The organism is Neisseria basseii (genome assembly GCF_962707005.1).
In the GTDB taxonomy this organism is placed as follows: Bacteria; Pseudomonadota; Gammaproteobacteria; order Burkholderiales; family Neisseriaceae; genus Neisseria; species Neisseria bergeri.
Window position 1 is genome coordinate 52,012 of the sequence record NZ_CAUIXH010000008.1, and the last position, 25,118, is coordinate 77,129.

Consider the following 25,118-nt stretch of genomic DNA (forward strand, 5'->3'; position numbering starts at 1 on the left):
ATCAGTTTAAATGTTATATGATGTCAACTGTTTTGTGGGGCGATGCAAAACCGGTTTTCACGGTTTTCTGCCTGTTTTTCGGATGGTTTGACGTGTTTCGGCGGCGTGTTTGCCGGAAAGGTAAATGACAGGGTATGTTGTATTTCAGATACGGTTTTTTGGTTGTTTGGTGTGCGGCAGGTGTTTCTGCCGCCTATGGGGCGGATGCGCCTGCAATTTTGGATGACAAAGCTTTGTCGCAGGTGTGGCGGTCGGTGTCGGATAAATGGGCGGAATCGGATTGGAAAGTTGAAAATGATGCCCCGCGCGTGGTTGATGGGGATTTTTTGTTGGCGCACCCGAAAATGTTGGAACATAGTTTGCGCGACGCGCTCAACGGCAATCAGGCGGATTTAATCGCTTCGTTGGCGGATTTGTATGCCAAGCTGCCGGATTATGATGCAGTTTTGTACGGCAGGGCGCAGGCTTTGCTGGCGAAATTGGCGGGAAGGCCGGCGGAGGCGGTGGCGCGGTATCGGAAGCTGCACGGGGAAAATGCGGCAGACGAGCGGATTTTGCTGGATTTGGCGGCGGCGGAGTTTGACGATTTCCGGCTGAAGTCGGCAGAAAGGCATTTTGCCGAGGCGGAAAAATTGGATTTGCCGGCGCCGGTTTTGGAAAATGTGGGGCGTTTTCGGAAAAAAGCGGAGGGGCTGACGGGCTGGCGTTTTTCGGGCGGTATCAGCCCGGCGGTCAATCAAAACGCCAATAATGCCGCGCCGCAATATTGCCGGCAAGACGGAGGCAGTCAGATATGCAGTGTCAGCCGGGCGGAGCGGGCGGCAGGCTTGAATTATGAAATCGAGGCGGAAAAGCTGACGGCGTTGGCGGACAATCATTATTTGTTGTTCCGTTCCAATATCAGCGGCACGAGCTATTATTTCAGTAAAAAATCAGCTTATGACGACGGGTTCGGCAGGGCGTATTTGGGTTGGCAGTATAAAAATGCGCGGCAGACGGCGGGGATTTTGCCGTTTTATCAGGTGCAGTTGTCGGGCAGCGACGGCTTTGATGCGAAAACAAAACGGGTAAACAACCGCCGCCTGCCGCCGTATATGCTGGCGCACGGAGTCGGCGTGCAGCTGTCCCATACTTACCGCCCAAACCCGGGATGGCAATTTTCGGTCGCGCTGGAACATTACCGCCAACGCTACCGCGAACAGGATAGGGCGGAATACAATAACGGCAGGCAGGACGGGTTTTATGTTTCGTCGGCAAAACGTTTGGGCGAATCGGCAACTGTGTTCGGCGGCTGGCAGTTTGTGCGGTTTGTGCCGAAACGCGAAACGGTGGGCGGCGCGGTCAATAATGCCGCCTACCGGCGCAACGGTGTTTATGCCGGCTGGGCGCAGGAGTGGCGGCAGTTGGGCGGTTTGAACAGTCGGGTTTCCGCGTCTTATGCCCGCCGCAACTATAAGGGCGTTGCGGCTTTCTCGACAGAGGCGCAACGCAACCGCGAATGGAATGTCTCGCTGGCTTTGAGCCACGACAAGTTGTCGTACAAAGGTATCGTACCGGCGTTGAATTATCGTTTCGGCAGGACGGAAAGTAATGTGCCGTATGCGAAACGCCGCAACAGCGAGGTGTTTGTGTCGGCGGATTGGCGGTTTTGAATGGTGTGATAATGCCGTCTGAACCTTGTGGAAACAGGTTCGGACGGCATTTTTGCGCGTTCAGGCAAGGGCGGCGGCAAATACGCCGCGCAGGGCGTTGGAGAGGCGGATTTCTTCGGCTTCTTGCAGTGTTTTTTGTGTGATGTGTGTTTCGATTACTTGATTTGTGTGCAAATATTTTTGCGGTTCGTCCAACACGGCTTGGCGCATCACGCCGTTTAAAATGTCCAAATCTAAAGAGGGCGTAAGCCATTGTCCGCGATGTTTGACGAACACGTTGCTTCTGCCGCCTTCGAGCAGAATGCCGTCCGAGTTGAAAAACAGGCTGTCGAACGCGCCTTGTGTTTCGGCGGTTTGCCACGCTTGGTCGAAGAGGGCGCGGCAGGTGGTTTTGAAGCGGCGCAGGTAGTTTTGTGCGGGCAGGACGGCGGGCGAAATGATGACGCGTTGTTTGTCGGTCAGACGGTTTAAAACGGCGCGGGACAGGCTGATGCCGTCTGAAGCGAGCAGGGCTTTGATGCGGAACACGCCGTCGGGCAAGCGGGCGATGTATTGTTTGATTTGATTTTCGCAACCGTCGGGCAGGGGCAGGTTGAGGGCTTGCGCGGAGGTTTTCAGACGGCATAGGTGGCGGTCGAGCAGGGTGCAGCGTCCGTTTTCCGCGCGCAGGGTTTCAAAAATGCCGAAATCGGGGCGCAATTCGTTGAGGAAACGGGCTTTCCAGCCGCATTCGCGATATTCGGCGGCAGGGTCGCTGTCGATGACGATGCCGGAACCGACCCCGTACACGCCCCGATACGGCGGATTGGTTTCAAACGGATGCGGCGTTGCCCCGCCTTGCCCTGCCGTTCGGGCTTGCGCGTTTGAATCCGGGTCGCCGATGACTGAAACAATGCCGTCTGAAGCCGGGTTTGAAGCGGGTTTGAGCGACAGGGTGCGGATAACGACGTTGAATATGCCTTCAAACCCCAAGCCGCCGGAACACGGGTTCAAATAGCCGATGCTGCCCGTATAAAGTCCGCGTGCTTCGGTTTCGAGTGTTTCGATAATCTGCATACTCATTTTTTTGGGCGCACCGGTGATGCTGCCGCAGGGGAAGGCGGCGCGGAGGATGTCGGCGACGCTAATGTGCGGCAAGGCTTGGGCTTGGATGGTGCTGGTCATCTGCCAGACGCTGCCGAAACGCGACACTTTAAACGGCTCGGGCACGCATACTTTGCCGGTTTGGGCGATTTTACCGAGGTCGTTGCGCAGTAAATCGACAATCATCACGTTTTCGGCGCGGTTTTTCGGGTCTGCTTGCAACTCGGCGGCACGGCGTTCGTCTTGTCCGTCGCCCAAAATCGGTGCGGTGCCTTTCATCGGTTCGGTGCTGATGGTGCCGTCTGAAGCGATGTTGAGGAAGAGTTCGGGCGAGAAACACAGCGTCCACACGGATTCCCCTGCCGCATCGGGCAGGTGGGACAAGACGGCATAGGGGACGGGCTGGCGCAGGCGGCGGTAGAGGCTGACGGGATTGCCGTAGGCTTGCAGGTGCAGGCGGGTGGTGTAGTTGATTTGATAGGTGTCGCCGCGCCGGATGGCTTCGTGGATTTGGCGGATGCGGTCGAGGTAATCGGTTTCGGATACGGAGGATTGCGGCGTGGAAATGCCGGCGGGGATGCCGTCTGAATGTCGGGCAAACCAGCTTTCGGCATCGATGTCGGCGCAGTCGGCAAACCAGTGCAGGGCAAGATTGCCGCCGCGTTCGGACTCAACCCCCATCAGCGGCAAACCGAATTCGTAGTCTGCAAACAACACGGCATGCAGCCCTTTTTGCCAGCCCTTTTGCAGCGCATCGTCCAGCAAATCCAGTTCCTTATAATGGAAAAAACGGCTTTCCACATGATTTTGACAGAGTTTTGCGCGGCCGCTTACGGCATCGTCAAACAGGGCGAAATAGGACATAGCAATCCGAGGCAAATTTTTTGATTATACGCTCTTTTTACACATATTTTCAGACGATTCGGCAAATATCGGCAAAATGTAATTTTATGTAGAGAAAGTGGGGGCGAAGGTGTAAAATTGTGAAAACAAATTTCGATTTCCAACCTGAAATACAATAAGGAGACCTTTATGGCAGACCACCAGCTGCAACCGTTTGAAAACGTAGAATTGGGCGAAAAGCAAGACCAGCTCCAAGTATTTGAAAAAGCTGTTTTGGAACACGAAGGCAAAGGTTCTGCCGAAGATTCCGGCACTGCCCCGCTGCCCGAAAACTACCCCTACCGCAAACGTATGCGCCGCGCCGCCTACGAAGCCGAAAAAGCCAAACTGCAAATCGAATTGCTGAAAGTGCAAAGCTGGGTCAAAGACTCCGGCCAGCGCATCGTCAGCCTGTTTGAAGGCCGCGACGCGGCAGGCAAGGGCGGCACGATCAAACGCTTTATGGAACATTTAAACCCGCGCGGCGCGCGCGTGGTCGCATTGGAGAAACCAACCACTACCGAACGCGGACAATGGTATTTCCAACGCTACATCCAAAACCTGCCGACTGCGGGCGAAATGGTATTCTTCGACCGCTCGTGGTACAACCGCGCCGGCGTGGAACGCGTGATGGGCTTTTGCGAACCCAACGAATATATGCTCTTTATGCGCCAAACACCCGAATTGGAACGTATGCTCGTCGCCAGCGGCATCCATCTGTTCAAATTCTGGTTCTCCGTATCCCGCGAAGAACAACTGCGCCGCTTCATCTCCCGCCGCGACGACCCCCTGAAACACTGGAAACTGTCCCCCGTGGACATCCAGTCGCTCGACCGTTGGGACGACTACACCGAAGCGAAAAACGCCATGTTCTTCCATACCCATACCGGCGACGCGCCTTGGGTCATCATCCGTTCCGACGACAAAAAACGCGCCCGTTTGAACTGTATCCGCTACTTCCTGCACCAGTTGGATTACCCGGGCAAAGACGTGAAAGCTATCGGCAAAGTGGATGAAAAAATCGTCCTCGTCCCCGATACGCGCTACAAAGACAAAAACATCGACCTCGGTCATGACTGATTGCCGGTGAAGCAATAAAAATGCCGTCTGAACCTGAAAACGGGTTCAGACGGCATTTTCTATCGGGGTTTTAAAGCGGCATTAAATGTCGGTTTCCAGATAAACGACTTGGGTTTGCAGATATTCTTCCAAACCGTGTTTGCCGTCCGCGCCGCCGATACCGGATTTTTTCCAACCGGCGTGGAAACCCTGCATCGCTTCAAAGTTTTCGCGGTTGATGTAGGTTTCGCCGAATTGCAGGCGGCGGGTAACGTAGAAGGCTTCGTTTAAATTAGTCGTATAAACAGAACTGGTCAGGCCAAACTCGCAATCGTTAGCCAGTGCGATGACCTGGTCGAGCGTGTCGAAAGCGGAAACGGGCAGCACGGGGCCGAAGGTTTCTTCTTTCATAATGTCCATACTGTTGTCGGTGTCGGTCAGCAGGGTAGGCTCGAAGAAATAACCGCGTCCTTCGGCGCGTTTGCCGCCGCAAACCAATTTCGCACCTTGTTTGACGGCCCGTTCCACTTTTTCGGCAACGGCTTTGACGGCGCGCTCTTCAATCAGCGGGCCCATTTCCAGCGCGCCTGCTTCGGCTTCGGCAGGGTTGCCGTAGCGTACGCCTTTCATGGCGGCGGTCATTTTTTCAATGAATGCGTCTTTCAGACTGCTGTGGACATAAACGCGCTCGGCGCAGTTGCAGATTTGACCAGTGTTGCCGACGCGCGAAGCCAAGATGGATTTCACTGCCAAGTCCAAATCCGCGTCTTTCAAAACGATGGCAGGTGCTTTGCCGCCGAGTTCCAGCGAGACTTTGGTGATGTTGGCAGAAGCGGCTTCCATCACTTGGCGGCCCGCTTCAACGGAGCCGGTCAGGCTGACCATATCGACTTGCGGATGGGCGGACAAGGCATTGCCGATTTCCGCGCCGGGACCGTTCACTACGTTGAACACGCCTGCGGGCAATCCGACCGCATCGACGATTTCGGCGAAGATGTGGCAGTTGATCGGGGTTACGCTGCTGGGTTTGACGACGATGGTGTTGCCCGTTACCAAAGCGGGGCCCATTTTGCGGGCAATCAGGAAGAAGGGGAAGTTCCACGGCAAAATGCCGGCGATTACGCCCAGCGGACGTTTGAACAATAAAATATTTTCACGCGGGCGGTCGCTTTGGATGATTTCGCCTTCGTAACGGCGTGCCCATTCGGCCTGGTAATCGAGATAATCGGCGGTGAACATCACTTCCACGCGCGCCAAGTCTTTGGTTTTGCCGCCTTCGGCAACGATGGTGTCAGTCAGCTCGTCGGCGCGTTCGCGTATGCCTTGGGCGATTTTGCGCAAATACGCGCCGCGTTCGACCGCAGGCAGCCGCTCCCATGCCGGTTGCGCCGCACGCGCCGCCGCGACGGCACGGTCAACGTCCGCCCTGCCGCCTTTGGGTTCGCGGGCGATGGCCTCTTCGGTGGACGGGTTCAATACGTCGCGCCATTCGCCGTTGAAATCGTTTTCAAAGCGTCCGTTGATGTACATTGCCAATTGTTTCATTTCGGGTTCTCCGGTTTTGTAGTCAGATGTAGTTTTAGTTTATTCCCAAATAAATTACCGTACAAGTTTCTTTACACGCGGATTTCGGGTTTGAAATCAAATGCGGCTTACCGGTTTTCTTTTTTGGTTTCCGCAGGCGTGCTGCCGAAATATTGCCTGAATGCCTGAGTAAAGCTGGAAACGTGGCGGTAGCCGCATAAATATGCGGTTTCGCCTATGCTTTTCCCCCCGTTTTGCAACAGGTAGAGCGCGTGCTGCATTTGTTTGTGGTGCAGCCACTCGCTTGCGGTAATGCCGAAATGGTCGCGCATGCGGCGTTGCAGCGTCCTTTCGCTGATGTTCAGTGCGTCTGTCAGCCGGTTGACATGGTGCGCACCGTTGGCAAATGCCCCGTTCAGGATGCGGCTGAAGTTTTCAGACGGCATGGTGTTTGCTTCCGCCGTTTCTCCTGCCGCCTGCCCGATATTGTCCGACACCGTGTCCCACAAATCAGACAGCAGCCGCAAAACGTCTGCCTCGCGGCGCAATGTTTCGCCCAAATGCCCCTTTGGGACAGCTTGCAGGCAGGATGCCGCTAAGCCGCGCAGGTTCGCGGTCAAATCCCATATTCTGACCGGTTCGCGGTAAAGTATGGGTGTAAAACCCGCATACTCCGGACGCAGCAGCCATTGCTCCATGCCTTTAATGGTCATTTTGACCGTTTTGCCGCCGCGATAAAGATAGCGGCTGAACAGGACTTCTTCCCCGACTGAAATCAGGATGACCTTGCCGCCGTCCGCATCGATTTGGAAGCGGCGGCGGTTGATGCCGAAGTTCAAAGAGCCTTCCAGCAACAGCACGAATGACACATAAGGTTCGGCGAGGCGGCTGCTGCAAAAATCACACCGTGCTGTTACCGTGCCGCCGTGGATGGAAATGCCGTTGGACAAAGTATCGAAACGGTAGCTGCCTTCGACATAATCTCCGCCCCCGCTGTTAATCAGGTTGACGAATTGGCTGCTGTTCAAATATTCTTCTACCATGGTTATTTCTTGAGAAAAATTATCATTTAAAAGATAACATTTTTCACTTCGGTAAACAATCCGCTGCCGGGGCACGGCATTTTCACAACACTTACCGTCCGTATGCCGTCTGAAAATTGCCCGTCTTTCCGATAAGCCTTAAAATACACGCCGTCAAACCTATCGTTTTGCCCGCACATGAGTCCCTTCCCTTTTATCGAAATGAAAGATGTCGCCTTTGCATATGGCGACCGCCCGATTCTGAAGAACATCAATTTCAGCATTCCGCAAGGCAATTTTGCTGCCGTAATGGGCGGTTCGGGCAGCGGCAAAACCACGCTGATGAGGCTGATTACAGGACAGATTCGTCCGCAGTCCGGGCAGGTTTTGATTGAAGGACGGGATTTGGCGGGCTTTTCGGCTGACGAGTTGTATGAACACCGCCGCCGTATGGGCGTGTTGTTCCAGCACGGCGCGCTGTTTACCGATTTGTCTGTATTTGACAATATTGCTTTTCCGATGCGCGAACTGACGCAACTGCCGGAAGCGGTGATTCGAGATTTGGTTTTGTTGAAACTGAACGCGGTTGGTCTGCGCGGCGTGGAAAACCTGATGCCGTCTGAGTTGTCCGGCGGGATGTCGCGCCGCGTCGCGCTGGCACGCACGATTGCGCTCGACCCCGAAATTATGTTGTACGACGAACCGTTTACCGGCCTCGATCCGATTTCGCTGGGCGTGATTGCCCACTTAATCAGCCGCGTCAACAAGGCGTTGCGTTCCACCAGCGTTATGGTCACGCACGACATTGAAAAATCTTTGGAAATCGTCGATCAGGTGATTTTCTTGGCGCACGGAGAAATTATGTTCTCCGGCTCGCCGCAGGAAATGCGCGAACTGGATTCGCCTTGGGTGCGCCAGTTTGTCGGCGGGCTGGCAGACGGCCCCGTAGCATACCGTTATCCGGCGCAAACGTCGTTGCATCAGGACCTGTTGGGATAAATGAGTTGATGCCGTCTGAAACCGTTGAACTTTACATATAGAAATTTATGAATTTTATCCGTTCTGTCGGGGCAAAAACCCTCGGCTTTATTCAATCCCTCGGCAGTATTACGCTGTTTCTGCTGAACATTCTGGCGAAGTCCGGTACGGCTTTCGTCCGTCCTCGCCTGAGCGTGCGCCAAGTGTATTTCGCCGGTGTGCTGTCGGTGCTGATTGTTGCCGTTTCGGGGCTGTTTGTCGGTATGGTCTTGGGTTTACAGGGCTATACGCAGTTGTCGAAATTCAAATCCGCCGATATTTTGGGCTATATGGTTGCGGCTTCGCTGTTGCGCGAACTGGGTCCGGTGTTGGCGGCGATTTTGTTTGCCAGCAGCGCGGGCGGTGCGATGACCAGCGAAATCGGTTTGATGAAAACGACCGAACAGCTCGAAGCGATGAACGTGATGGCGGTAAACCCTGTCGCCCGCGTGGTTGCGCCGCGCTTTTGGGCGGGCGTGTTTTCCATGCCGCTTTTGGCTTCGATTTTCAATGTGGCGGGCATTTTCGGTGCGTATTTGGTCGGTGTAACCTGGCTGGGCTTGGACAGCGGCATTTTCTGGTCGCAAATGCAGAACAATATCACGATACATTACGATGTAATCAACGGTCTGATTAAATCCGCCGCGTTCGGCATGGCGGTAACGCTGATTGCCGTGCATCAGGGCTTCCACTGCGTACCGACTTCGGAAGGCATTTTGCGCGCCAGCACGCGTACGGTGGTTTCGTCCGCCCTGACGATTTTGGCGATCGACTTTGTGTTGACCGCGTGGATGTTTACAGATTGACAGGCCGTCTGAAAACGAAACAAAGAACATTGGATATTCAAGGAACTTTAATGAAAAAGAATGTATTGGAATTTTGGGTCGGACTATTTGTCCTGCTCGGCGTGGCGGCGGTTGCCTTTCTCGCTTTCCGCGTGGCGGGCGGCGCGGCGTTCGGCGGTTCGGACAAAACTTACGCCGTTTATGCCGATTTCGGCGACATCGGCGGTTTGAAGGTCAATGCCCCCGTCAAATCCGCAGGCGTATTGGTCGGGCGCGTCGGCTCCATCGAGCTTGACCCGAAATCCTATCAGGCGAAAGTCCGTCTCGATTTGGACAGCAAATATCAGTTTAGTAGCGACGTTTCCGCGCAAATCCTGACTTCGGGACTTTTGGGCGAGCAGTACATCGGGCTGCAGCAGGGCGGCGACACGGAAAACCTTGCTGCCGGCGACACCATCTCCGTAACCAGTTCTGCAATGGTTCTGGAAAACCTTATCGGCAAATTCATGACGAGTTTTGCCGAGAAAAACGCGGCGGGCGGCAACGATGCTGCAAAAACCGCCGAATAAACGTACAACACCATATTTATACTAGGACACTGAATCATGAAAAAAACCTCCCTTATCGGCGCACTGTGCATCGGTATTTTGAGCATCGGTATGGCGGTTGCCGCACCTGCCGACGCGGTAAGCCAAATCCGTCAAAACGCCACTCAAGTATTGAGTATCTTAAAAAACGGCGATGCCAACACTGCCCGCCAAAAAGCCGAAGCATACGCAACCCCTTATTTCGATTTCCAACGCATGACCGCACTGGCGGTCGGCAACCCTTGGCGTACTGCGTCTGACACGCAAAAACAAGAGTTGACCAAAGAATTTCAAACCCTGCTGATCCGCACCTACTCCGGTACCATGTTGAAATTCAAAAATGCCAACGTTAACGTCAAAGACAACCCTGTCGTCAATAAAGGCGGCAAAGAAATCATCGTCCGAGCCGAAGTCGGCGTACCCGGGCAAAAACCCGTCAACATGGACTTCACTACCTACCAAAGCGGCAACAAATACCGTGCCTACAACGTCGCCATCGAAGGCGCAAGCCTGGTAACCGTGTACCGCAACCAATTCGGCGAAATTATCAAAGCCAAAGGCATAGACGGGCTGATTGCCGAGTTAAAGGCCAAAAACGGCAGCAAGTAATCCATAAGCCATGCCGCTAGACTGAAGGCGGCATGGATTTTTTCCTACCGAACACTATGCATACAGAACTCAACAACGGAACACTGCACATCGGCGGCGACATTACCGTCAAAACCCTGACCGGGGACGCATTTGAGCGTTTCCGGCAGCAATGCCGTCTGAAAGAAACCATTGCCGTCGATTTCGGCGGTGTCAAACGTGCCGATTCCGCCTGCGTGTCGCTGCTGCTCGAAGTGCTGCGCGGCTGCAAAGGCAGCGTCAGGCTGACCGGCATTCCCGAATCCGTGCGCGCGCTGTCCGAACTGTACGAAATCAAAGACTGGTTGAAATCATGAAAAAAACTGCTTACGCCGTCCTCCTGCTGATCGGGTTCGCTTCCGCCCCTGCATTTGCAGAAACCCGCCCCGCCGACCCTTATGAAGGCTACAACCGCGCCGTTTCCAAATTCAACGACCAAGCCGACCGCTACATTTTCGCCCCTGCCGCGCGCGGCTACCGCAAAGTTGCGCCGAAACCCGTCCGCGCCGGCGTGTCCAATTTTTTTAACAACCTGCGCGACGTGGTCAGCTTCGGCAGTAACATTTTGCGCTTGGATATCAAACGCGCAAGCGAAGACCTTGTCCGTGTCGGCATCAATACCACTTTCGGTTTGGGCGGGCTCATCGACATCGCCGGCGCGGGCGGCGTTCCCAACAATAAAAACACCTTGGGCGACACGTTTGCCTCGTGGGGATGGAAAAACAGCAATTATTTCGTGTTGCCCGTCTTAGGACCGTCCACCGTCCGCGACGCGCTCGGCACGGGCATTACCTCTGTTTATCCGCCCAAGAATATCGTCTTCCGCACTTCCGCAGGGCGTTGGGGAAGCTCTGCCGCTGCCGCCGTCAGTACGCGCGAAGGCCTGCTCGATTTGACCGACAGTCTGGACGAAGCCGCCATTGACAAATACAGCTACACGCGCGACCTCTATATGAAAGTCCGTGCGCGGCAGACCGGTGCAACACCTGCCGAAGGTACGGAAGATAACATCGATATCGACGAATTGGTCGAAAGTGCCGAAACCGGAGCGGTGGAACCCGCCGTTCACGAAGATTCCGTATCCGAAACACAGGCAGAAGCAGCAGGGGAAGCCGAAACGCAACCCGGAACACAACCCTAAAGCCATGCCGTCTGAAAATCCGTGTTCAGACGGTATTCCCTTCTGTCGGAACGGACAGTCCGACACTACAGATTGGGCTATAATCCCTTTTTTGCGCATACCGCGCGACAGCAAAGGAAAAACCATGTACGAAGTCAACCGCAGCGTATTCGTTCTCATCCCTTTAGAACCTTTTTGGAACTGGCTGCAAACCCTGCCGGGCAACCACCTCGACGGACTGACCCTCGAAGACATCCAAGCCGATGCGAATTCCTACCTTGTCCGCCCGTGCGAAACCGCCGACGAAGTATGGGACGAAATCGAAGCCCGTTTTGAAGACATTTTCGCCGCCGAACTTGCCGACTGGTGCGAAGACGAACGCGAGTGGCCCGCACTCGATGCCGACATTTTCAACGAATGGTTCGACATCCAGCTTTCTACCGTCATTACCGACCTCGAACACGAACCGCTTGCCCGCGAAGCCTTCCAACCCATCAACCTCAACTGATGAAGCTGACCGTCCGCAACTACCATCTCGACGGCTACGGCCATGTCAACAATGCGCGCTACCTTGAATTTCTCGAAGAAGCGCGCTGGGCGTTTTTTGAAGAACGCGGACTGCTGCACGAGTTGGCAGATCTCATACTGATTGTCGCCCGCATCGACATCCGATACAGCCGCCCCGCCGTCGAAGGCGACGTATTGCAGTTTTCATGCCGTCTGAAAACCCCCGGCACGCGGCGCATTGTGCTGACCCAGACGATTACACTGCCAAACGGCAAAACCGCCGCAGAAGCCGACATCACCCTGATGCCCGTCCACGCCGCCGCACAACGCACCGTCAGCCTGCCCGCCACCCTTGCCCGCGCACTGGAAGCCTTGTCCGAATGAAAAAAATACTCACCGCCGCCGCCGTCGCACTGATCGGCATCCTCTTTGCCATCGTCCTCATCCCCGACAGCAAAACCGCGCCCGCCTTCTCCCTGCCCGACCTGCACGGAAAAACCGTTTCCAACGCCGACCTGCAAGGCAAAGTAACCCTGATTAATTTTTGGTTTCCCTCCTGTCCCGGTTGCGTGAGCGAAATGCCCAAAGTCATCAAAACGGCAAACGACTACAAAAATAAAGATTTCCAAGTCCTTGCCGTCGCCCAGCCCATCGATCCGATAGAAAGCGTCCGCCAATATGTCAAAGACTACGGTTTGCCGTTTGCCGTCATGTATGATGCGGATAAAGCCGTCGGACAGGCGTTCGGCACACAGGTTTACCCGACTTCCGTCCTTATCGGCAAAAAAGGCGAAATCCTCAAAACCTATGTCGGCGAACCCGATTTCGGCAAACTCTACCAAGAAATCGATACTGCGCTGGCACAATAGCGATGCCGTCTGAAGCGAAAAAAAAGCAGGAACGATGTTCCTGTTTTTTCAGATCATCCGCCCCGACACGTTCAGACGGCATTCAACCTTCCGGCAGATTCTTTTTCACCGCTGTCGGATTGCCTGCCGCCAAAGAGTAGGGCGGAATGTCTTTTGTAACCACCGCGCCTGCGCCCACGACCGAACCGCGTTCGACGGTTACGCCCGCCATCACAATCACCCTGCGCCCCAGCCGGACATTGTCCTCCAACGTAATCGGACGGATTTCCGTGTAGCCCTCAAAGCGTTTGTTTTCACGGTCAAACTTGTGGTTGGTCGAATAGAACAGGCATTCTGGCCCCATCATCACAGTTTGCCCCGATGCCCGAGCCGTCGCCCAAAACCGTATCCGGAAACACATACGCCCCGCGTTCGATATTGACCCCGCGTCCAATATGCGGAGAAATCCGCCGTGCCAGAAAACCGCGCACCCGTCTGCCGACGATACCGATGCCGCGCATATGTGACGGCGGCAACACCGAACCGGCAAAACGCAGCAGCAGGAAAAAGAATTTTGATCCCATCAAACCTCCCTCAAAAGAACTTTTTGCATTTTATCGAATATCCTCTTGACGAAACAACAGAAAATAGCGAGAATGCCGAGCTTGTCTGAAGCATAGGTACATCCCCTATGCCCGCTTTTTTGAAAGGAAATCAAATGAAACAAGGTATTCACCCGAACTACCACGAAGTCAACGTTACCTGCTCTTGCGGCAACAAATTCGTAACCAAATCCGCGATGGAAAAAGAAAACTTCAATATCGAGGTTTGCTCCCTGTGCCACCCGTTCTATACCGGCACCCAAAAAATCGTCGATACCACCGGCCGCGTGGACAAATTCAACAACAAATTCGGCAACCTGTTCAAACGCTGATTGCCGCTTTGCAAAAAGACTGCCCCGTGCAGTCTTTTTTGTTGCCGGTCTTTTTGTGTCTGATGCCGTCTGAAGCAGTCTCTGCACGACCTTTGTGCGAATATTTGCTACACTTGGCAATCCGTCCATTTCTTCTCACGCTTATGCTGACCTATACCCCACCCGATGCCCGCCCGCCCGCCAAAACCCGCGAAAAACCGTGGCTGCTGCTGTTGATGGCGTTTGCCTGGTTGTGGCCCGGCGTGTTTTCCCACGATTTGTGGAATCCTGACGAACCTGCCGTCTATACCGCCGTCGAAGCACTGGCAGGCAGCCCCACCCCTTTGGTTGCCCATCTGTTCGGTCAAACCGACTTCGGCATACCGCCCGTGTATCTTTGGGTTGCCGCCGCGTTCAAACATTTGCTGTCGCCGTGGGCTGCCGACCCATACGATGCCGCACGCTTTGCAGGCGTGTTTTTCGCTGTTGTCGGACTGACTTCCTGCGGCTTTGCCGGTTTCAACTTTTTGGGCAGACACCACGGGCGCAGCGTTGTTTTAATCCTTATCGGCTGTATCGGGCTGATTCCGACCGTACACTTTCTCAACCCCGCCGCCGCCGCCTTTGCCGCCGCCGGACTGGTGCTGCACGGCTACTCGCTGGCACGCCGGCGCGTGATTGCCGCCTCTTTCCTGCTCGGTACGGGTTGGACGCTGATGTCGCTGGCGGCAGCTTATCCCGCGGCATTTGCCCTGATGCTGCCCCTGCCCGTGCTGATGTTTTTCCGTCCGTGGCAAAGCAGGCGTTTGATGTTGACGGCAGTCGCCTCGCTTGCCTTTGCCCTGCCGCTGCTGACCGTCTATCCCCTGCTCTTGGCAAAAACGCAGCCCGCGCTGTTCGCGCAATGGCTCGACTATCACGTTTTCGGTACGTTCGGCGGCGTGCGGCACGTTCAGACGGCATTCAGTTTGTTTTACTATCTGAAAAACCTGCTTTGGTTTGCACTGCCCGCGCTGCCGCTGGCGGTTTGGACGGTTTGCCGCACGCGCCTGTTTTCGACCGACTGGGGGATTTTGGGCATTGTCTGGATGCTTGCCGTTTTGGTGCTGCTCGCCTTCAATCCGCAGCGTTTTCAAGACAACCTCGTCTGGCTGCTGCCGCCGCTTGCCCTGTTCGGCGCGGCGCAACTGGACAGCCTGAGGCGCGGCGCGGCGGCGTTTGTCAACTGGTTCGGCATTATGGCGTTCGGACTGTTTGCCGTGTTCCTGTGGACGGGTTTTTTTGCGATGAATTACGGCTGGCCCGCCAAGCTTGCCGAACGCGCCGCCTATTTCAGCCCGTATTACGTTCCCGACACCGATCCCATTCCGATGGCGGTTGCCGTACTGTTCACACCCTTGTGGCTGTGGGCGATTACCCGCAAAAACATACGCGGCAGGCAGGCGGTTACCAACTGGGCGGCAGGCGTTACCCTGACCTGGGCTTTGCTGATGACGCTGTTCCTGCCGTGGCTGGACGCGGCGAAAAGCTACTCGCCCGTCGTCCGGAGTATGGAGGCATCGCTTTCCCCGGAATTGAAACGGGAGCTTTCAGACGGCATCGAGTGTATCGGCATAGGCGGCGGCGACCTGCACACGCGGATTGTTTGGACGCAGTACGGCACATTGCCGCACCGCGTCGGCGATACCCATTGCCGCTACCGCATCGTCCGCCTGCCCCAAAACGCGGATGCGCCGCAAGGCTGGCAGACGGTCTGGCAGGGTGCGCGCCCGCGCAACAAAGACAGTAAGTTCGCACTGATACGGAAAACCGGGGAAAATATATTAAAAACAACAGATTGAGCCGAATTTCTGGATTAAGTGCCGGAAATCGCGTATAATTGCGCGATTAAACCTTTATAAATCAGCCGTTTTGCAGGCATCACACAGGAGCGACAATTATTATGATGACCCTCTATTCCGGCATTACCTGCCCCTTCAGCCACCGCTGCCGCTTCGTTTTGTACGAAAAAGGTATGGATTTTGAAATCAAAGACGTCGATATTTACAACAAACCCGAAGACCTCGCCGTCATGAATCCGTATAACCAAGTCCCCGTGCTGGTCGAGCGCGATTTGGTGCTGCACGAGTCCAACATCATCAACGAATACATCGACGAACGCTTCCCCCATCCGCAGCTTATGCCCGGCGATCCCGTTATGCGCGGCCGGGGGCGGCTGGTGCTGTACCGTATGGAAAAAGAATTGTTCAACCACGTCCAAGTTTTGGAAAACCCCGCCGCCACCAACAAGGAACAGGCAAAAGCGCGCGAAGCCATCGGCAACGGCCTGACTATGCTTGCCCCTTCGTTCAGCAAAAGCAAATACATCCTCGGCGAAGATTTTTCTATGATTGATGTCGCCCTTGCCCCGCTGCTGTGGCGGCTCGACCACTACGATGTCAAACTGGGCAAAAGTGCCGCGCCGCTGCTCAAATACGCCGAGCGCATCTTCCAGCGCGAAGCCTTTATCGAAGCACTGACACCCGCCGAAAAAGCCATGCGCAAATAAGCTCGGAATGCTTGCAAAACCCGCCGTTTTGCAGGCATTTTCACATTCAGGCACACCACACGGAACCCATTATGCCCACTTCCACCAAACCCTACATCCTCCGCGCCCTCTGCGAATGGTGCAGCGACAACAGCCTCACGCCGCACATCCTTGTCTGGGTCAACGAACACACGCGCGTTCCCATGCAGTACGTCCGCGACAACGAAATTATGCTCAACATCGGCGCGACCGCCACGCAAAACCTTCAAATCGACAACGATTGGATCAGCTTTTCCGCCCGCTTCGGCGGACAGGCGTACGATATATGGATACCTGTCGGACACGTCCTCAGTCTTTTCGCACGGGAGACCGGCGAAGGTATGGGGTTTGAATTGGAGGAGTACCGCCCCGATACGCCGCCTGAAAACACTTCTGCCGAAACCGCGCCCCGACCCGCCAAAAAAGGCTTGAAATTGGTCAAATAAATCTATGCCGTCTGAACGGAATCGTGTTTCAGACGGCATTTTGTCCGATGGGGCGCAAACGGAATCCGTTTGTCGGCAAAACCCGTTTCGTGCATCGAAACCGCGTTGCCCCTGCCGATTCGATATTGGGACATTATTGCATCAGCATCAGAGCGCAATTATGGTGCAGCTAACCAAGCGATAGAGCAGCAACGCCAAGCAGAGCAGCAGATACAGCGGTAGAAGCAGAGTATAGGTTTGGGTATTGGATAGAGAGAATTACATAATAAGATAAAAAATAAATCCCAGTACTGTAATTACTAAAACGGTTAAAAAGTTTTTTAGTTTTCTCTTTATACCATTTTCTTTCCAAGGTTTGAACTCTGTTAAATCAACAATGAAATCAACAATTGAGTCAAAAAGTGCTGAAAAAAAATTCATCAAATACTCCTGTGGAAAACCCTGTTGCTAGTAGCAACAGGGTGTCAGATTGTTACAGACCCATCAAGGTCATTGTAACAGGAGAACGCCAACGAGCAGCGGCAGTTGCTGCGCATGAGCGTGTTGCAAAATTTTTATAAATATCATCAAACCATGAAAATGCCGTCTGAACCTGCGATACGGGCTTCAGACGGCATTTTGTCCGATATTCGGGCAATCAGGCGGTCAGTACGGCTTTCAGGATTTTGTTGACTTCGCCCATATCGGCTTTGCCGGCGAGACGGGTTTTCAATACGCCCATCACTTTGCCCATATCCGCCATACCTGCCGCTCCGGTTTCGGCAACGGCGGTATCGACCGCAGTACGGATTTCGCCGGCGGAAAGCATTTGGGGAAGGTAGCGGTGCAGTACCTCGATTTCGGCGTTTTCTTTGTCTGCCAAATCCTGACGGCCGGCTTCAGTGTAGATTTTCGCGCTGTCTTTGCGCTGTTTGACCATTTTGGTCAGGATGGCGGTGATTTTGGCATCGTCGGCTTCGGTGCGTTCGTCCACTTCAAACTGTTTGACGGCGGCGTTGATGAGGCGGATGGTGCCGAGGGAAACTTGGTCTTTGGCGCGCATCGCGGTTTTCATGTCTTCGGTAAGGCGGATTTTCAGGCTCATGATGTCCTCGCTGGGATGTCGGATGGAAACGGCGGGTTTCGATGCCGTCTGAAAAGCAAAACACACCGCAGAGCAGGTTTTGCGGTGTGTCCTCATATCACAGGGCTGACCTGTAATTTGTACTTGAACGTTTAGTACATTTTGGGCGGCAGCTGTTGGCTGCGCAGGCGTTTTTGCAGGCGTTTTACGGCTGCCGCTTTTTTGCGTTTGCGTTCGGTAGTCGGTTTTTCGTAGGCTTCGCGGGCGCGCAGCTCGGTCAGCAGGCCGGTTTTTTCTACGGCACGTTTGAAACGGCGCATAGCGACTTCAAATGGTTCATTCTCTTTTACGCGGATTGCAGGCATTTTATTTCCTTTAATAAATTCGGTTGTTTCATCTGCCCATCATATCAGTGGAAAGGGTAGGGCAGACGGTGTTGAAGGTTTACCGTATCGCTGTGCCTTGCGGCGGCGGGATACGCGCCGTGACGGAAACATCACCTCCTAACGGGTCGGCTTGTGCCGTGTCAAGCTGCTTGAAAAAGCAGGAAAAACAATTTTCGGATTGTCTTATATTTATGGTTCGCCGTCAATGCCGTTCGGGATAAAAATGCCGTCTGAAAGGCCGGGCGGGTTTCAGACGGCATCGGTACGTCAGCGGGCGGGGACAATGCCCATACGCTGTTTGAGCGGGATGTGCGGCGCGCCGAAGAGGCTGGCGTAGTAGGCGGCATTGGTCATCACTTTTTTGACATAGTCTCGCGTTTCGGAAAACGGGATGGTTTCGGCATATACCGCACCCTCAAGGGGGATATCCGCCTGCCATCGGCGCGCCCTTCCGGGGCCGGCGTTATAGCCTGCGGTAGCGAGGACTTCGTTGTTTTGCAGGCGGCGTTTGGTGTCCGCCATATACCACGTCCCCATACGGATATTGCCGTCGGCGGTGTAAAGTTGTGCGGTATCCATACCGATTTTGCCGGCGATTTCGCGCGCGGTGGCGGGCATAACCTGCATCAGCCCCTGCGCGCCTACGCCGGATTGCGCGCCCATAACGAAGCGGCTTTCCTGACGAATCAGCCCGTAAACCCAAGCCGGATCGACATCGGCATTTTGCGCGTGGCGGATTACCGTGTCTTTAAACGGCGAAATATAGCGCAATGTGTAGTTGAGTTTGCGGTCGGTGCGTTCCGCGCTGTTGACCGCCATATCGTAAAAACCGTAGTCGAACGCGGTTTGCGCGGCGGTCAGCAGCTTGTCTTCGTCGAAACCGCGTGTGGCAAAACGCCATTCCGCCTGAGCCTGACGGCGCATTTTCGCATCGCCGGCGGTTCGGCTGTTTTGGAACAATACCAGTGCGCGTTTGACTGCACCGTCTTCCGCCATACGGAGGATGCTGTTTGTGTCGGCATCAGGCACATTGTTGCGCGTATCGATTTTGCGCCCCAACTCTTCTCCTGCCAGTACGGCATAAAAATTCCTGCCCGTCGCTGCCGCCTGTTTGTAGAGTTTTTCCGCCTCTTGCGTGTTGCCCGTTGCGGCGCGGCTGCGTGCCAGCCAGTAGAGCCAGGTCGGGCTTTTTTGCAGTTTTTCGGGCATATGCGAGATAACGGAGGCCAGCTCGTCCCAACGTTGGGCGCGCAAGGCGGCGCGGGCGTACCACTCGATTTGGTCGTCGGTCAGTTGGCGGCGGTCGGAAACTTTGCCGTAATAGTCCAAGGCGGCAGGCACATTGAGGCTTTGCGACTGATAATGCCCCAATACGCCCCACGCGAAACTGCGTTGTTCGGGGCTTAAACCGCTTTCCATTTCGGACAGCAGGGCGGCGGCATTTGGCGATTTACGCGCCTCTTTGCCGATGACGTTCAACAGGGCGTATTCGCGCGAACCTTGTGTGCTGCCGTCAAACGGGCTGCCCAATGCGGCGGCAAGGTTGCGTGCGTCTGTGGTTTGGCTGTTGGCCAACAGTCCGCGAACGCGCCTCCAGGCATTGTTGCCGTCCAACAAGCCGGATGCGGCTGCCTGTTCCAACAGTTTGGTGCAGCCCGAAGACAGTTTGCCCGTATTTTTGACCAGTTCGGCGGCACGCGTATAGTCGTTGCGGCTCGAATCGGCGTAGCATTCGACTTCTTGGGCGCGCCCTGCCGGTTCGAGTTTGGCATATTCCTGTGCAAACAGCGTCCACTGTTTGCGTGCGCCCAAAGACTTCAGCCACTCGTTGCGGACATTTTCCGCCATCGCACTGTCGCCGGCGTTTTCCAAATAGGCGGCGACTGCCGCATCGTTTTTCTGTTTCACTGCATCCAGTGCGGACGGGTAGCCGCCGTAATCTGCCAGCGTTTTTCCTTCGGGTTCGGCAGGGCGGGTGGGAACGGCTGATGATTCGGCGGTTTCCATATTGTCTGCCGGGGTCTTGCCGCCGGGCGCGTTTGTCGAAGAACACGCGGCAAGCACCAGGGCCGCCAGCAGCGGCAGGGAATGCTTCATAGAGGGTAGATACATCGGATTTCCTTAAGAATCGGAACCCTGAACGGTCAGGGTTGGAAAAGACAAAATGTCGTCTGAACAGGCGTTTGCCCGAATTATATGCCGAAACTGCACCGCCTTCGGAATGTTTCCGACATAGTTTATATTTTTCAATCATTTGCTGTTTGGGTGCGAACCGCTGCCTTTGCCCGTTTCAGACGGTATAGTGGATTAACAAAAATCAGGACAAGGCGACGAAGCCGCAGACAGTACAAATAGTACGGCAAGGTGAGGCAACGCTGTACTGGTTTAAATTTAATCCACTATATTGTCCGAAATGGTTGCCCGCTTCCTGCTTCCTGCTTTATTGACAAAAAAATGCTTTCCCGATAATATCCTACGAAAATTAACCTGCCGATTTGACACAGCTTGCGGGCATAACAGCTAAAGCGTTCCGACAATTTCAGCTTTATCTTCCGCGCCCGTTGTGTCCGACATCGGGCTTTGTTGTATGGGAAAGACAATGATTATTTTGGACAAGGTTTCCAAGCATTACCAAACGCGCGACAAGACCCGTTTTGCCGCCGTCGAGCCGACCAGTCTCGAAATCCGCGACGGCGAAATCTTCGGGCTGATGGGCTATTCCGGCGCGGGCAAATCCACCCTGTTGCGACTGATTAACCTGTTGGAACGTCCCGACACGGGCAAGGTCAACGTCTGCGGACAAGAACTGACCGCGCTTGATGCCGCCGCATTGCGTCAGGCGCGGCAGAATATCGGTATGGTGTTTCAGCAGTTCAATCTTTTAAGCAACCGTACCGTTGCCGACAATGTCGCCTTTCCTTTGGAAATCGCTGGATGGTCGTCTGAAAAAATCAAAGCGCGCGTTAAAGAATGCCTTGAAATCGTCGGCTTGACCGAACGCGCCAGCCACTATCCCGCCCAGCTTTCAGGCGGGCAGAAACAACGCGTCGGCATCGCCCGCGCGCTCGCATCCAAACCCCAAGTCATCCTCGCCGACGAACCGACTTCTGCCCTCGATCCCGCCACCACGCGCAGCGTCTTGGAATGTTTGGAAGACATCAACAAACGATTCAACGTAACCATCGTCATCGTAACCCACGAAATGAGCGTCATCAGACGACTGTGCGACCGCGCCGCCCTCTTGGACAAAGGCAAAGTCGTCGAAATCGTCGAAGTACGCGGCAACCAAATCCACGCCCAATCGGAAATCGGGCGCGAACTGATTCGGGAGGACTGATATGGCAGACTTAACATTCGAACAAGCCGTTTCCACCATCGTCGGTATGAAAGGCGAAATCGTCCGCGCCTTGGGCGAAACCTTCGTGATGGTCGGCTTGTCTACCACATTCGCCGTCGTTTTCGGCACGCTGCTGGGCGTGTTGCTTTTCGTAACTTCCAGCCGCCAACTGCATTACAACAAGCCGGTAAATTTCCTGCTCGACAACCTCGTCAACCTCATGCGCGCCTTCCCCTTCGTCATCCTGATGATTGCCATGATACCTGCGACCCGCGCCATCGTCGGCAGCACCATCGGCCCGATTGCCGCCTCGCTGGTATTGAGCGTGTCCGGCCTGTTTTACTTCGCCCGACTGGTGGAACAAAACCTGCGCGAAGTCCCCAAAGGCGTGATTGAAGCCGCCACCGCCATGGGCGCATCGCCGCTTGCCATCGTCCGCAAAGTCCTTTTGAACGAAGCGCGCGCGGGCATGGTTTCCAGCATTACCGTGCTTGCCATCGGTCTGCTCTCATACAGCGCAGCGGCAGGCATGATAGGCGGCGGCGGCTTGGGCGACCTCGCCATCCGCTACGGCTACTACCGCTATCAAACTGAAGTCATCGTTTTCATCGTCGCCCTCCTCGTGCTGCTGGTCATCCTGATTCAAAGCACCGGCAACGCGTTGGCGCGGAAATTGGACAAACGTTGAACCCGAATGCCGTCTGAACGCCAAAACTCCCACCGCTATCCAAAAAATGCTATAAAATCCCCCCTGTTCGCGGCAAATGCCGTCTGAACGCCGAATCCGGACGGCAGGGTTTCCTGCCCGTCATTTTTGTTTGAAACCGCCACAACATCAGGAGAAAATATGAAAACCTTCTTCAAAACCCTTTCCGCCGCCGCACTCGCGCTCATCCTCGCCGCCTGCGGCGGTCAAAAAGACAGCGCGCCCGCCGCATCCGCTTCTGCCGCCGCCGACAACGGCGCGGCGAAAAAAGAAATCGTCTTCGGCACGACCGTCGGCGACTTCGGCGATATGGTCAAAGAGCAAATCCAAGCCGAGCTGGAGAAAAAAGGCTACACCGTCAAACTGGTCGAGTTTACCGACTATGTGCGCCCGAATCTGGCATTGGCGGAGGGCGAGTTGGACATCAACATCTTCCAACACAAACCCTATCTTGACGACTTCAAAAAAGAACACAACTTAGACATCACCGAAGCCTTCCAAGTGCCGACCGCGCCTTTGGGGCTGTATCCGGGCAAACTGAAATCGCTGGAAGAAGTCAAAGACGGCAGCACCGTATCCGCGCCCAACGACCCGTCCAACTTCGCACGCGCCTTGGTGATGCTGAACGAATTGGGTTGGATCAAACTCAAAGACGGCATCAATCCTCTGACCGCATCTAAAGCGGACATTGCCGAAAACCTGAAAAACATCAAAATCGTCGAGCTTGAAGCCGCGCAACTGCCGCGCAGCCGTGCCGACGTGGATTTTGCCGTCGTCAACGGCAACTACGCCATAAGCAGCGGCATGAAGCTGACCGAAGCCCTGTTCCAAGAACCGAGCTTTGCCTATGTCAACTGGTCTGCCGTCAAGACCGCCGACAAAGACAGCCAATGGCTTAAAGACGTAACCGAAGCCTACAACTCCGACGCGTTCAAAGCCTATGCGTACAAACGCTTCGAGGGCTACAAATACCCTGCCGCATGGAATGAGGGTGCCGCCAAATAAATCGGAAACGGTGCGTGAAAAATGCCGTCCGAACACAGTTCGGACGGCATTTTTTGAATGCGGCGGCAATTTTGCAGAAGAGGGTTTTATAGTGGATTAACAAAAACCGGTACGGCGTTGCCTCGATTTGTACTGTCTGCGGCTTCGTCGCCTTGTCCTGATTTTTGTTAATCCACTATATATCCGGCCGAACCGCAAGCACACTTTCGCCATTCCCGAAAAGGCAGAAATCCGGAAGGTTGGGTTTGCTGCCATTTCCAATCAAACAAGGACGGGCAAATGCCGTCTGAACCGTATCCGTGTTCAGACGGCATTTTTGTCCTTTAATCCGCCATTCCCTGCCATTCCGCCGAATCCGGCGTATCGATTCCGAACAGTGACAGCGCGTGTGCGACACTGTGCGCCACCACGTCGTCCGCCGTCTGCGGCTTGCGATACATCGCAGGAACAGGGGGAAACACCACGCCGCCCATTTCTGTTACCCGTTTCATATTGTCCAAATGGGCAAGGTTCAACGGCGTTTCGCGCACCATCAGCACCAGCCGCCGCCTTTCCTTCAAAACCACATCCGCCGCACGCGTCAAGAGGTTGTCGCCGAAGCCGTGCGCGATAGAGGCAAGCGTCCGCATCGAACAGGGGGCGACCAGCATCCCATCCGTTTTAAACGTGCCGCTGGCAATGCACGCCCCGATATTGCCGACAGGGTGGACAACGTCCGCCAAGGCATACACTTCGTCTTTCGCATAAGCCGTTTCCGAAGCGCGCGCCATCTCCGCCCCTTTTGACACCACAAGGTGCGTTTCGACTCCCTGCGCGCGCAAAAGTTCTAAAGCCTTCACGCCGTATTGGAAACCGCTCGCCCCGCTGATGCCGATTATCAAACGCCGTACCATCATCCGCCTTCCCATAAAACCGCCTGCAACGGCAAACCGGCTATTATAGTGAAAAAAACAGAAATCCGATAAACACGGATACAAATTGTCGGCAACACCCAATATCCGATAAAATACCCGATTTAACATCCTATCTGAATAGGCACGGGAGGGCGGTATGGCAAAAGTAAAAGTCGGATTGGGGCGCGGATTGGATTCGCTGCTCGCCAACGGCGCAGACAACAGCAGCGGCGACCGATTGACCACGGTTGCGGTTAAAGATATCCGGCCCGGCCGCTATCAGGCGCGTGTTCAAATCGATGACGAAGCCTTGCAGGAGCTGGCGGATTCGATTAAGGCGCAAGGCGTGATACAACCCGTCATCGTGCGCGAACACGGACTGTCCCGATACGAACTGATTGCAGGCGAACGGCGATGGCGCGCCTCCCAGCTTGCCGGCCTGTCCGAAATCCCCGCCGTTATCAAAACCATCAGCGACGAAACCGCGCTGGCAATGGGTTTGATTGAAAACCTCCAGCGCGAAAACCTCAACCCCATCGAAGAAGCACAAGGCTTGAAACGCCTTGCCGACGAGTTCGGGCTGACCCACGAAACCATAGCCAAAGCCGTCGGCAAAAGCCGAAGTGCGATTTCCAACAGCCTGCGCCTTTTAAGCCTGCCCGAACCCGTGCAGGAAATGCTTTACCAACGCCGCCTCGAAATGGGACACGCCCGCGCATTGCTGACCCTGCCCGTCGTCGAACAGCTCGAGTTGGCGCAAAAGGCTGTCAAAAACGGCTGGTCGGTGCGCGAAGTCGAACGCCGCAGCCAAATTGCCCATCAGAACAAACAGTCCGAACCCAAAAAAAATACTGCTTCCGACATCAGCCGCCTTAACGATTTGCTGACTGAAAGGCTGGGTGTCAACGCTGAAGTCAAAACCGTTAACCACAAAAAAGGCAGGATTGTCCTGTATTTCGATACGCCCGAAACGTTCGGCCACCTGTTGGAACAGTTGGGAATAGATTACCAGCCTTAATTTTGCGCAATATGCCGTCTGAAATATAAAGTGTAAAGAAATTGCGGACAAACTCCTCAATATCCTGTAATC

29 protein-coding genes and 1 pseudogene are annotated in these 25,118 nt (G+C 54.8%); 19 read left to right on the forward strand and 11 right to left on the reverse strand.

What is annotated here, in order from left to right; translation table 11 throughout:
- Positions 1-134: 134 nt before the first annotated feature.
- Positions 135-1,652, forward strand: a complete 1,518-nt coding sequence (locus tag Q9I99_RS05880) for a surface lipoprotein assembly modifier (protein WP_301668434.1) — start codon at positions 135-137, stop codon at positions 1,650-1,652.
- Between the two features lie 60 nt (positions 1,653-1,712).
- On the opposite strand, the gene Q9I99_RS05885 is transcribed toward Q9I99_RS05880, so the two are convergent.
- Positions 1,713-3,599, reverse strand: a complete 1,887-nt coding sequence (locus Q9I99_RS05885; RefSeq protein ID WP_301668433.1) for a bifunctional chorismate-binding protein/class IV aminotransferase — start codon at positions 3,597-3,599, stop codon at positions 1,713-1,715.
- Positions 3,600-3,767: 168 nt separating this feature from the next.
- On the opposite strand from Q9I99_RS05885, the gene ppk2 reads away from it, so the two are divergent.
- Positions 3,768-4,697, forward strand: a complete 930-nt coding sequence (gene ppk2 / locus Q9I99_RS05890) for a polyphosphate kinase 2 (protein ID WP_003711028.1) — start codon at positions 3,768-3,770, stop codon at positions 4,695-4,697.
- An 81-nt stretch (positions 4,698-4,778) separates the two neighbouring features.
- Here the strand turns inward: ppk2 and aldA are convergent, their stop codons facing one another.
- The 3 genes from aldA to Q9I99_RS05905 all read right to left on the reverse strand — a co-directional run bounded on the left by aldA (position 4,779) and on the right by Q9I99_RS05905 (position 7,422).
- Complete coding sequence (gene aldA, locus Q9I99_RS05895) at positions 4,779-6,221, reverse strand: aldehyde dehydrogenase (protein ID WP_002214856.1); 1,443 nt, start codon at positions 6,219-6,221, stop codon at positions 4,779-4,781.
- Between the two features lie 107 nt (positions 6,222-6,328).
- Positions 6,329-7,243 carry a helix-turn-helix transcriptional regulator gene (locus Q9I99_RS05900; protein WP_301668432.1) on the reverse strand — a complete coding sequence of 305 codons (915 nt, stop codon included), beginning with the start codon at positions 7,241-7,243 and terminating at the stop codon, positions 6,329-6,331.
- A 26-nt stretch (positions 7,244-7,269) separates the two neighbouring features.
- Positions 7,270-7,422 (reverse strand): hypothetical protein, encoded by a 153-nt coding sequence (locus tag Q9I99_RS05905; protein WP_301668430.1) that lies wholly within the window; start codon positions 7,420-7,422, stop codon positions 7,270-7,272.
- Here Q9I99_RS05905 and Q9I99_RS05910 point away from each other — a divergent pair.
- From Q9I99_RS05910 to Q9I99_RS05950, 9 genes are all read left to right on the forward strand, one after another.
- Positions 7,421-8,221 carry an ABC transporter ATP-binding protein gene (locus Q9I99_RS05910; protein WP_025457618.1) on the forward strand — a complete coding sequence of 267 codons (801 nt, stop codon included), beginning with the start codon at positions 7,421-7,423 and terminating at the stop codon, positions 8,219-8,221. The genes Q9I99_RS05905 and Q9I99_RS05910 overlap by 2 nt on opposite strands.
- 47 nt (positions 8,222-8,268) lie before the next feature.
- Complete coding sequence (gene mlaE, locus Q9I99_RS05915; RefSeq protein WP_301668429.1) at positions 8,269-9,045, forward strand: lipid asymmetry maintenance ABC transporter permease subunit MlaE; 777 nt, start codon at positions 8,269-8,271, stop codon at positions 9,043-9,045.
- 50 nt (positions 9,046-9,095) lie between these two features.
- A complete protein-coding gene (gene mlaD / locus Q9I99_RS05920; protein WP_301668428.1) occupies positions 9,096-9,593 on the forward strand; it encodes an outer membrane lipid asymmetry maintenance protein MlaD in 498 nt (165 codons plus the stop codon).
- Between the two features lie 36 nt (positions 9,594-9,629).
- The gene (locus Q9I99_RS05925) at positions 9,630-10,220 is read left to right on the forward strand and encodes an MlaC/ttg2D family ABC transporter substrate-binding protein (protein ID WP_301668427.1); all 591 of its coding nucleotides are present in this window, start codon (positions 9,630-9,632) and stop codon (positions 10,218-10,220) included.
- Positions 10,221-10,276: 56 nt separating this feature from the next.
- The gene (locus Q9I99_RS05930) at positions 10,277-10,555 is read left to right on the forward strand and encodes an STAS domain-containing protein (RefSeq protein ID WP_096108914.1); all 279 of its coding nucleotides are present in this window, start codon (positions 10,277-10,279) and stop codon (positions 10,553-10,555) included.
- On the forward strand, positions 10,552-11,379 hold the full coding sequence (locus tag Q9I99_RS05935) for an MlaA family lipoprotein (RefSeq protein ID WP_301668426.1): 828 nt from the start codon (positions 10,552-10,554) through the stop codon (positions 11,377-11,379). Before Q9I99_RS05930 ends, Q9I99_RS05935 begins: the two co-directional genes overlap by 4 nt.
- A gap of 124 nt (positions 11,380-11,503) precedes the next feature.
- Positions 11,504-11,866: a hypothetical protein gene (locus tag Q9I99_RS05940; RefSeq protein WP_002229974.1), complete on the forward strand. Its 363-nt coding sequence runs from the start codon at positions 11,504-11,506 to the stop codon at positions 11,864-11,866.
- Positions 11,866-12,249, forward strand: coding sequence for an acyl-CoA thioesterase (locus Q9I99_RS05945; RefSeq protein ID WP_301668425.1), 384 nt, complete (start codon positions 11,866-11,868; stop codon positions 12,247-12,249). The genes Q9I99_RS05940 and Q9I99_RS05945 overlap by 1 nt, the downstream gene beginning before the upstream one ends.
- Positions 12,246-12,734 (forward strand): peroxiredoxin family protein, encoded by a 489-nt coding sequence (locus Q9I99_RS05950; RefSeq protein WP_301668424.1) that lies wholly within the window; start codon positions 12,246-12,248, stop codon positions 12,732-12,734. The genes Q9I99_RS05945 and Q9I99_RS05950 overlap by 4 nt, the downstream gene beginning before the upstream one ends.
- 82 nt (positions 12,735-12,816) lie before the next feature.
- Here the strand turns inward: Q9I99_RS05950 and Q9I99_RS11440 are convergent, their stop codons facing one another.
- On the reverse strand, positions 12,817-12,945 hold the full coding sequence (locus Q9I99_RS11440) for an acetyltransferase (RefSeq protein WP_308447952.1): 129 nt from the start codon (positions 12,943-12,945) through the stop codon (positions 12,817-12,819).
- A gap of 5 nt (positions 12,946-12,950) precedes the next feature.
- Positions 12,951-13,297: pseudogene (locus Q9I99_RS05955) on the reverse strand (UDP-3-o).
- 134 nt (positions 13,298-13,431) lie between these two features.
- Between Q9I99_RS05955 and rpmE the strand changes: the two are divergent.
- From rpmE to Q9I99_RS05975, 4 genes are all read left to right on the forward strand, one after another.
- Entirely contained in the window at positions 13,432-13,647 is a 216-nt protein-coding gene (rpmE, locus tag Q9I99_RS05960) for a 50S ribosomal protein L31 (RefSeq protein WP_003713538.1), read from the forward strand.
- A gap of 143 nt (positions 13,648-13,790) precedes the next feature.
- A complete protein-coding gene (locus Q9I99_RS05965) occupies positions 13,791-15,467 on the forward strand; it encodes an ArnT family glycosyltransferase (protein WP_301668480.1) in 1,677 nt (558 codons plus the stop codon).
- A gap of 101 nt (positions 15,468-15,568) precedes the next feature.
- Positions 15,569-16,174, forward strand: a complete 606-nt coding sequence (locus tag Q9I99_RS05970; protein ID WP_002214825.1) for a glutathione S-transferase N-terminal domain-containing protein — start codon at positions 15,569-15,571, stop codon at positions 16,172-16,174.
- 71 nt (positions 16,175-16,245) lie between these two features.
- Positions 16,246-16,638, forward strand: a complete 393-nt coding sequence (locus tag Q9I99_RS05975; protein WP_301668423.1) for a ClpXP protease specificity-enhancing factor — start codon at positions 16,246-16,248, stop codon at positions 16,636-16,638.
- A gap of 2 nt (positions 16,639-16,640) precedes the next feature.
- Here Q9I99_RS05975 and Q9I99_RS05980 read toward each other — a convergent pair whose 3' ends face one another.
- From Q9I99_RS05980 to ltgA, 4 genes are all read right to left on the reverse strand, one after another.
- Positions 16,641-16,772, reverse strand: a complete 132-nt coding sequence (locus Q9I99_RS05980) for a hypothetical protein (RefSeq protein ID WP_275078545.1) — start codon at positions 16,770-16,772, stop codon at positions 16,641-16,643.
- 503 nt (positions 16,773-17,275) lie between these two features.
- Positions 17,276-17,722 (reverse strand): GatB/YqeY domain-containing protein, encoded by a 447-nt coding sequence (locus Q9I99_RS05985; protein ID WP_301668478.1) that lies wholly within the window; start codon positions 17,720-17,722, stop codon positions 17,276-17,278.
- 131 nt (positions 17,723-17,853) lie between these two features.
- Positions 17,854-18,066 carry a 30S ribosomal protein S21 gene (gene rpsU, locus Q9I99_RS05990; RefSeq protein WP_002214819.1) on the reverse strand — a complete coding sequence of 71 codons (213 nt, stop codon included), beginning with the start codon at positions 18,064-18,066 and terminating at the stop codon, positions 17,854-17,856.
- 288 nt (positions 18,067-18,354) lie between these two features.
- Complete coding sequence (gene ltgA, locus Q9I99_RS05995; RefSeq protein ID WP_301668419.1) at positions 18,355-20,199, reverse strand: lytic transglycosylase LtgA; 1,845 nt, start codon at positions 20,197-20,199, stop codon at positions 18,355-18,357.
- A 487-nt stretch (positions 20,200-20,686) separates the two neighbouring features.
- On the opposite strand from ltgA, the gene Q9I99_RS06000 reads away from it, so the two are divergent.
- From Q9I99_RS06000 to Q9I99_RS06010, 3 genes are all read left to right on the forward strand, one after another.
- Positions 20,687-21,424 carry a methionine ABC transporter ATP-binding protein gene (locus Q9I99_RS06000; protein ID WP_301668418.1) on the forward strand — a complete coding sequence of 246 codons (738 nt, stop codon included), beginning with the start codon at positions 20,687-20,689 and terminating at the stop codon, positions 21,422-21,424.
- Position 21,425: 1 nt separating this feature from the next.
- Positions 21,426-22,112, forward strand: coding sequence for a methionine ABC transporter permease (locus Q9I99_RS06005; RefSeq protein WP_301668417.1), 687 nt, complete (start codon positions 21,426-21,428; stop codon positions 22,110-22,112).
- A 159-nt stretch (positions 22,113-22,271) separates the two neighbouring features.
- Positions 22,272-23,135: a MetQ/NlpA family ABC transporter substrate-binding protein gene (locus tag Q9I99_RS06010; RefSeq protein ID WP_301668416.1), complete on the forward strand. Its 864-nt coding sequence runs from the start codon at positions 22,272-22,274 to the stop codon at positions 23,133-23,135.
- 323 nt (positions 23,136-23,458) lie between these two features.
- Here the strand turns inward: Q9I99_RS06010 and Q9I99_RS06015 are convergent, their stop codons facing one another.
- Entirely contained in the window at positions 23,459-24,028 is a 570-nt protein-coding gene (locus Q9I99_RS06015) for a UbiX family flavin prenyltransferase (protein WP_301668477.1), read from the reverse strand.
- A 157-nt stretch (positions 24,029-24,185) separates the two neighbouring features.
- Here Q9I99_RS06015 and Q9I99_RS06020 point away from each other — a divergent pair, with 157 nt between their 5' ends.
- Positions 24,186-25,046, forward strand: coding sequence for a ParB/RepB/Spo0J family partition protein (locus tag Q9I99_RS06020; RefSeq protein ID WP_301668415.1), 861 nt, complete (start codon positions 24,186-24,188; stop codon positions 25,044-25,046).
- Positions 25,047-25,118: the final 72 nt, after the last annotated feature.

Excerpts from the sequence above, each read along its gene's own strand:
- Q9I99_RS05880 (WP_301668434.1), top strand. The coding sequence starts at position 135 with ATGTTGTATTTCAGATACGGTTTTTTGGTTGTTTGGTGTGCGGCAGGT.
- Q9I99_RS05885 (WP_301668433.1), bottom strand. The coding sequence starts at position 3,599 with ATGTCCTATTTCGCCCTGTTTGACGATGCCGTAAGCGGCCGCGCAAAA.
- ppk2 (WP_003711028.1), top strand. The coding sequence starts at position 3,768 with ATGGCAGACCACCAGCTGCAACCGTTTGAAAACGTAGAATTGGGCGAA.
- aldA (WP_002214856.1), bottom strand. The coding sequence starts at position 6,221 with ATGAAACAATTGGCAATGTACATCAACGGACGCTTTGAAAACGATTTC.
- Q9I99_RS05900 (WP_301668432.1), bottom strand. The coding sequence starts at position 7,243 with ATGGTAGAAGAATATTTGAACAGCAGCCAATTCGTCAACCTGATTAAC.
- Q9I99_RS05910 (WP_025457618.1), top strand. The coding sequence starts at position 7,421 with ATGAGTCCCTTCCCTTTTATCGAAATGAAAGATGTCGCCTTTGCATAT.
- Q9I99_RS05905 (WP_301668430.1), bottom strand. The coding sequence starts at position 7,422 with ATGTGCGGGCAAAACGATAGGTTTGACGGCGTGTATTTTAAGGCTTAT.
- mlaE (WP_301668429.1), top strand. The coding sequence starts at position 8,269 with ATGAATTTTATCCGTTCTGTCGGGGCAAAAACCCTCGGCTTTATTCAA.
- mlaD (WP_301668428.1), top strand. The coding sequence starts at position 9,096 with ATGAAAAAGAATGTATTGGAATTTTGGGTCGGACTATTTGTCCTGCTC.
- Q9I99_RS05925 (WP_301668427.1), top strand. The coding sequence starts at position 9,630 with ATGAAAAAAACCTCCCTTATCGGCGCACTGTGCATCGGTATTTTGAGC.
- Q9I99_RS05930 (WP_096108914.1), top strand. The coding sequence starts at position 10,277 with ATGCATACAGAACTCAACAACGGAACACTGCACATCGGCGGCGACATT.
- Q9I99_RS05935 (WP_301668426.1), top strand. The coding sequence starts at position 10,552 with ATGAAAAAAACTGCTTACGCCGTCCTCCTGCTGATCGGGTTCGCTTCC.
- Q9I99_RS05940 (WP_002229974.1), top strand. The coding sequence starts at position 11,504 with ATGTACGAAGTCAACCGCAGCGTATTCGTTCTCATCCCTTTAGAACCT.
- Q9I99_RS05945 (WP_301668425.1), top strand. The coding sequence starts at position 11,866 with ATGAAGCTGACCGTCCGCAACTACCATCTCGACGGCTACGGCCATGTC.
- Q9I99_RS05950 (WP_301668424.1), top strand. The coding sequence starts at position 12,246 with ATGAAAAAAATACTCACCGCCGCCGCCGTCGCACTGATCGGCATCCTC.
- Q9I99_RS11440 (WP_308447952.1), bottom strand. The coding sequence starts at position 12,945 with ATGGCGGGCGTAACCGTCGAACGCGGTTCGGTCGTGGGCGCAGGCGCG.
- rpmE (WP_003713538.1), top strand. The coding sequence starts at position 13,432 with ATGAAACAAGGTATTCACCCGAACTACCACGAAGTCAACGTTACCTGC.
- Q9I99_RS05965 (WP_301668480.1), top strand. The coding sequence starts at position 13,791 with ATGCTGACCTATACCCCACCCGATGCCCGCCCGCCCGCCAAAACCCGC.
- Q9I99_RS05970 (WP_002214825.1), top strand. The coding sequence starts at position 15,569 with ATGATGACCCTCTATTCCGGCATTACCTGCCCCTTCAGCCACCGCTGC.
- Q9I99_RS05975 (WP_301668423.1), top strand. The coding sequence starts at position 16,246 with ATGCCCACTTCCACCAAACCCTACATCCTCCGCGCCCTCTGCGAATGG.
- Q9I99_RS05980 (WP_275078545.1), bottom strand. The coding sequence starts at position 16,772 with ATGTCCCAATATCGAATCGGCAGGGGCAACGCGGTTTCGATGCACGAA.
- Q9I99_RS05985 (WP_301668478.1), bottom strand. The coding sequence starts at position 17,722 with ATGAGCCTGAAAATCCGCCTTACCGAAGACATGAAAACCGCGATGCGC.
- rpsU (WP_002214819.1), bottom strand. The coding sequence starts at position 18,066 with ATGCCTGCAATCCGCGTAAAAGAGAATGAACCATTTGAAGTCGCTATG.
- ltgA (WP_301668419.1), bottom strand. The coding sequence starts at position 20,199 with ATGTATCTACCCTCTATGAAGCATTCCCTGCCGCTGCTGGCGGCCCTG.
- Q9I99_RS06000 (WP_301668418.1), top strand. The coding sequence starts at position 20,687 with ATGATTATTTTGGACAAGGTTTCCAAGCATTACCAAACGCGCGACAAG.
- Q9I99_RS06005 (WP_301668417.1), top strand. The coding sequence starts at position 21,426 with ATGGCAGACTTAACATTCGAACAAGCCGTTTCCACCATCGTCGGTATG.
- Q9I99_RS06010 (WP_301668416.1), top strand. The coding sequence starts at position 22,272 with ATGAAAACCTTCTTCAAAACCCTTTCCGCCGCCGCACTCGCGCTCATC.
- Q9I99_RS06015 (WP_301668477.1), bottom strand. The coding sequence starts at position 24,028 with ATGGTACGGCGTTTGATAATCGGCATCAGCGGGGCGAGCGGTTTCCAA.
- Q9I99_RS06020 (WP_301668415.1), top strand. The coding sequence starts at position 24,186 with ATGGCAAAAGTAAAAGTCGGATTGGGGCGCGGATTGGATTCGCTGCTC.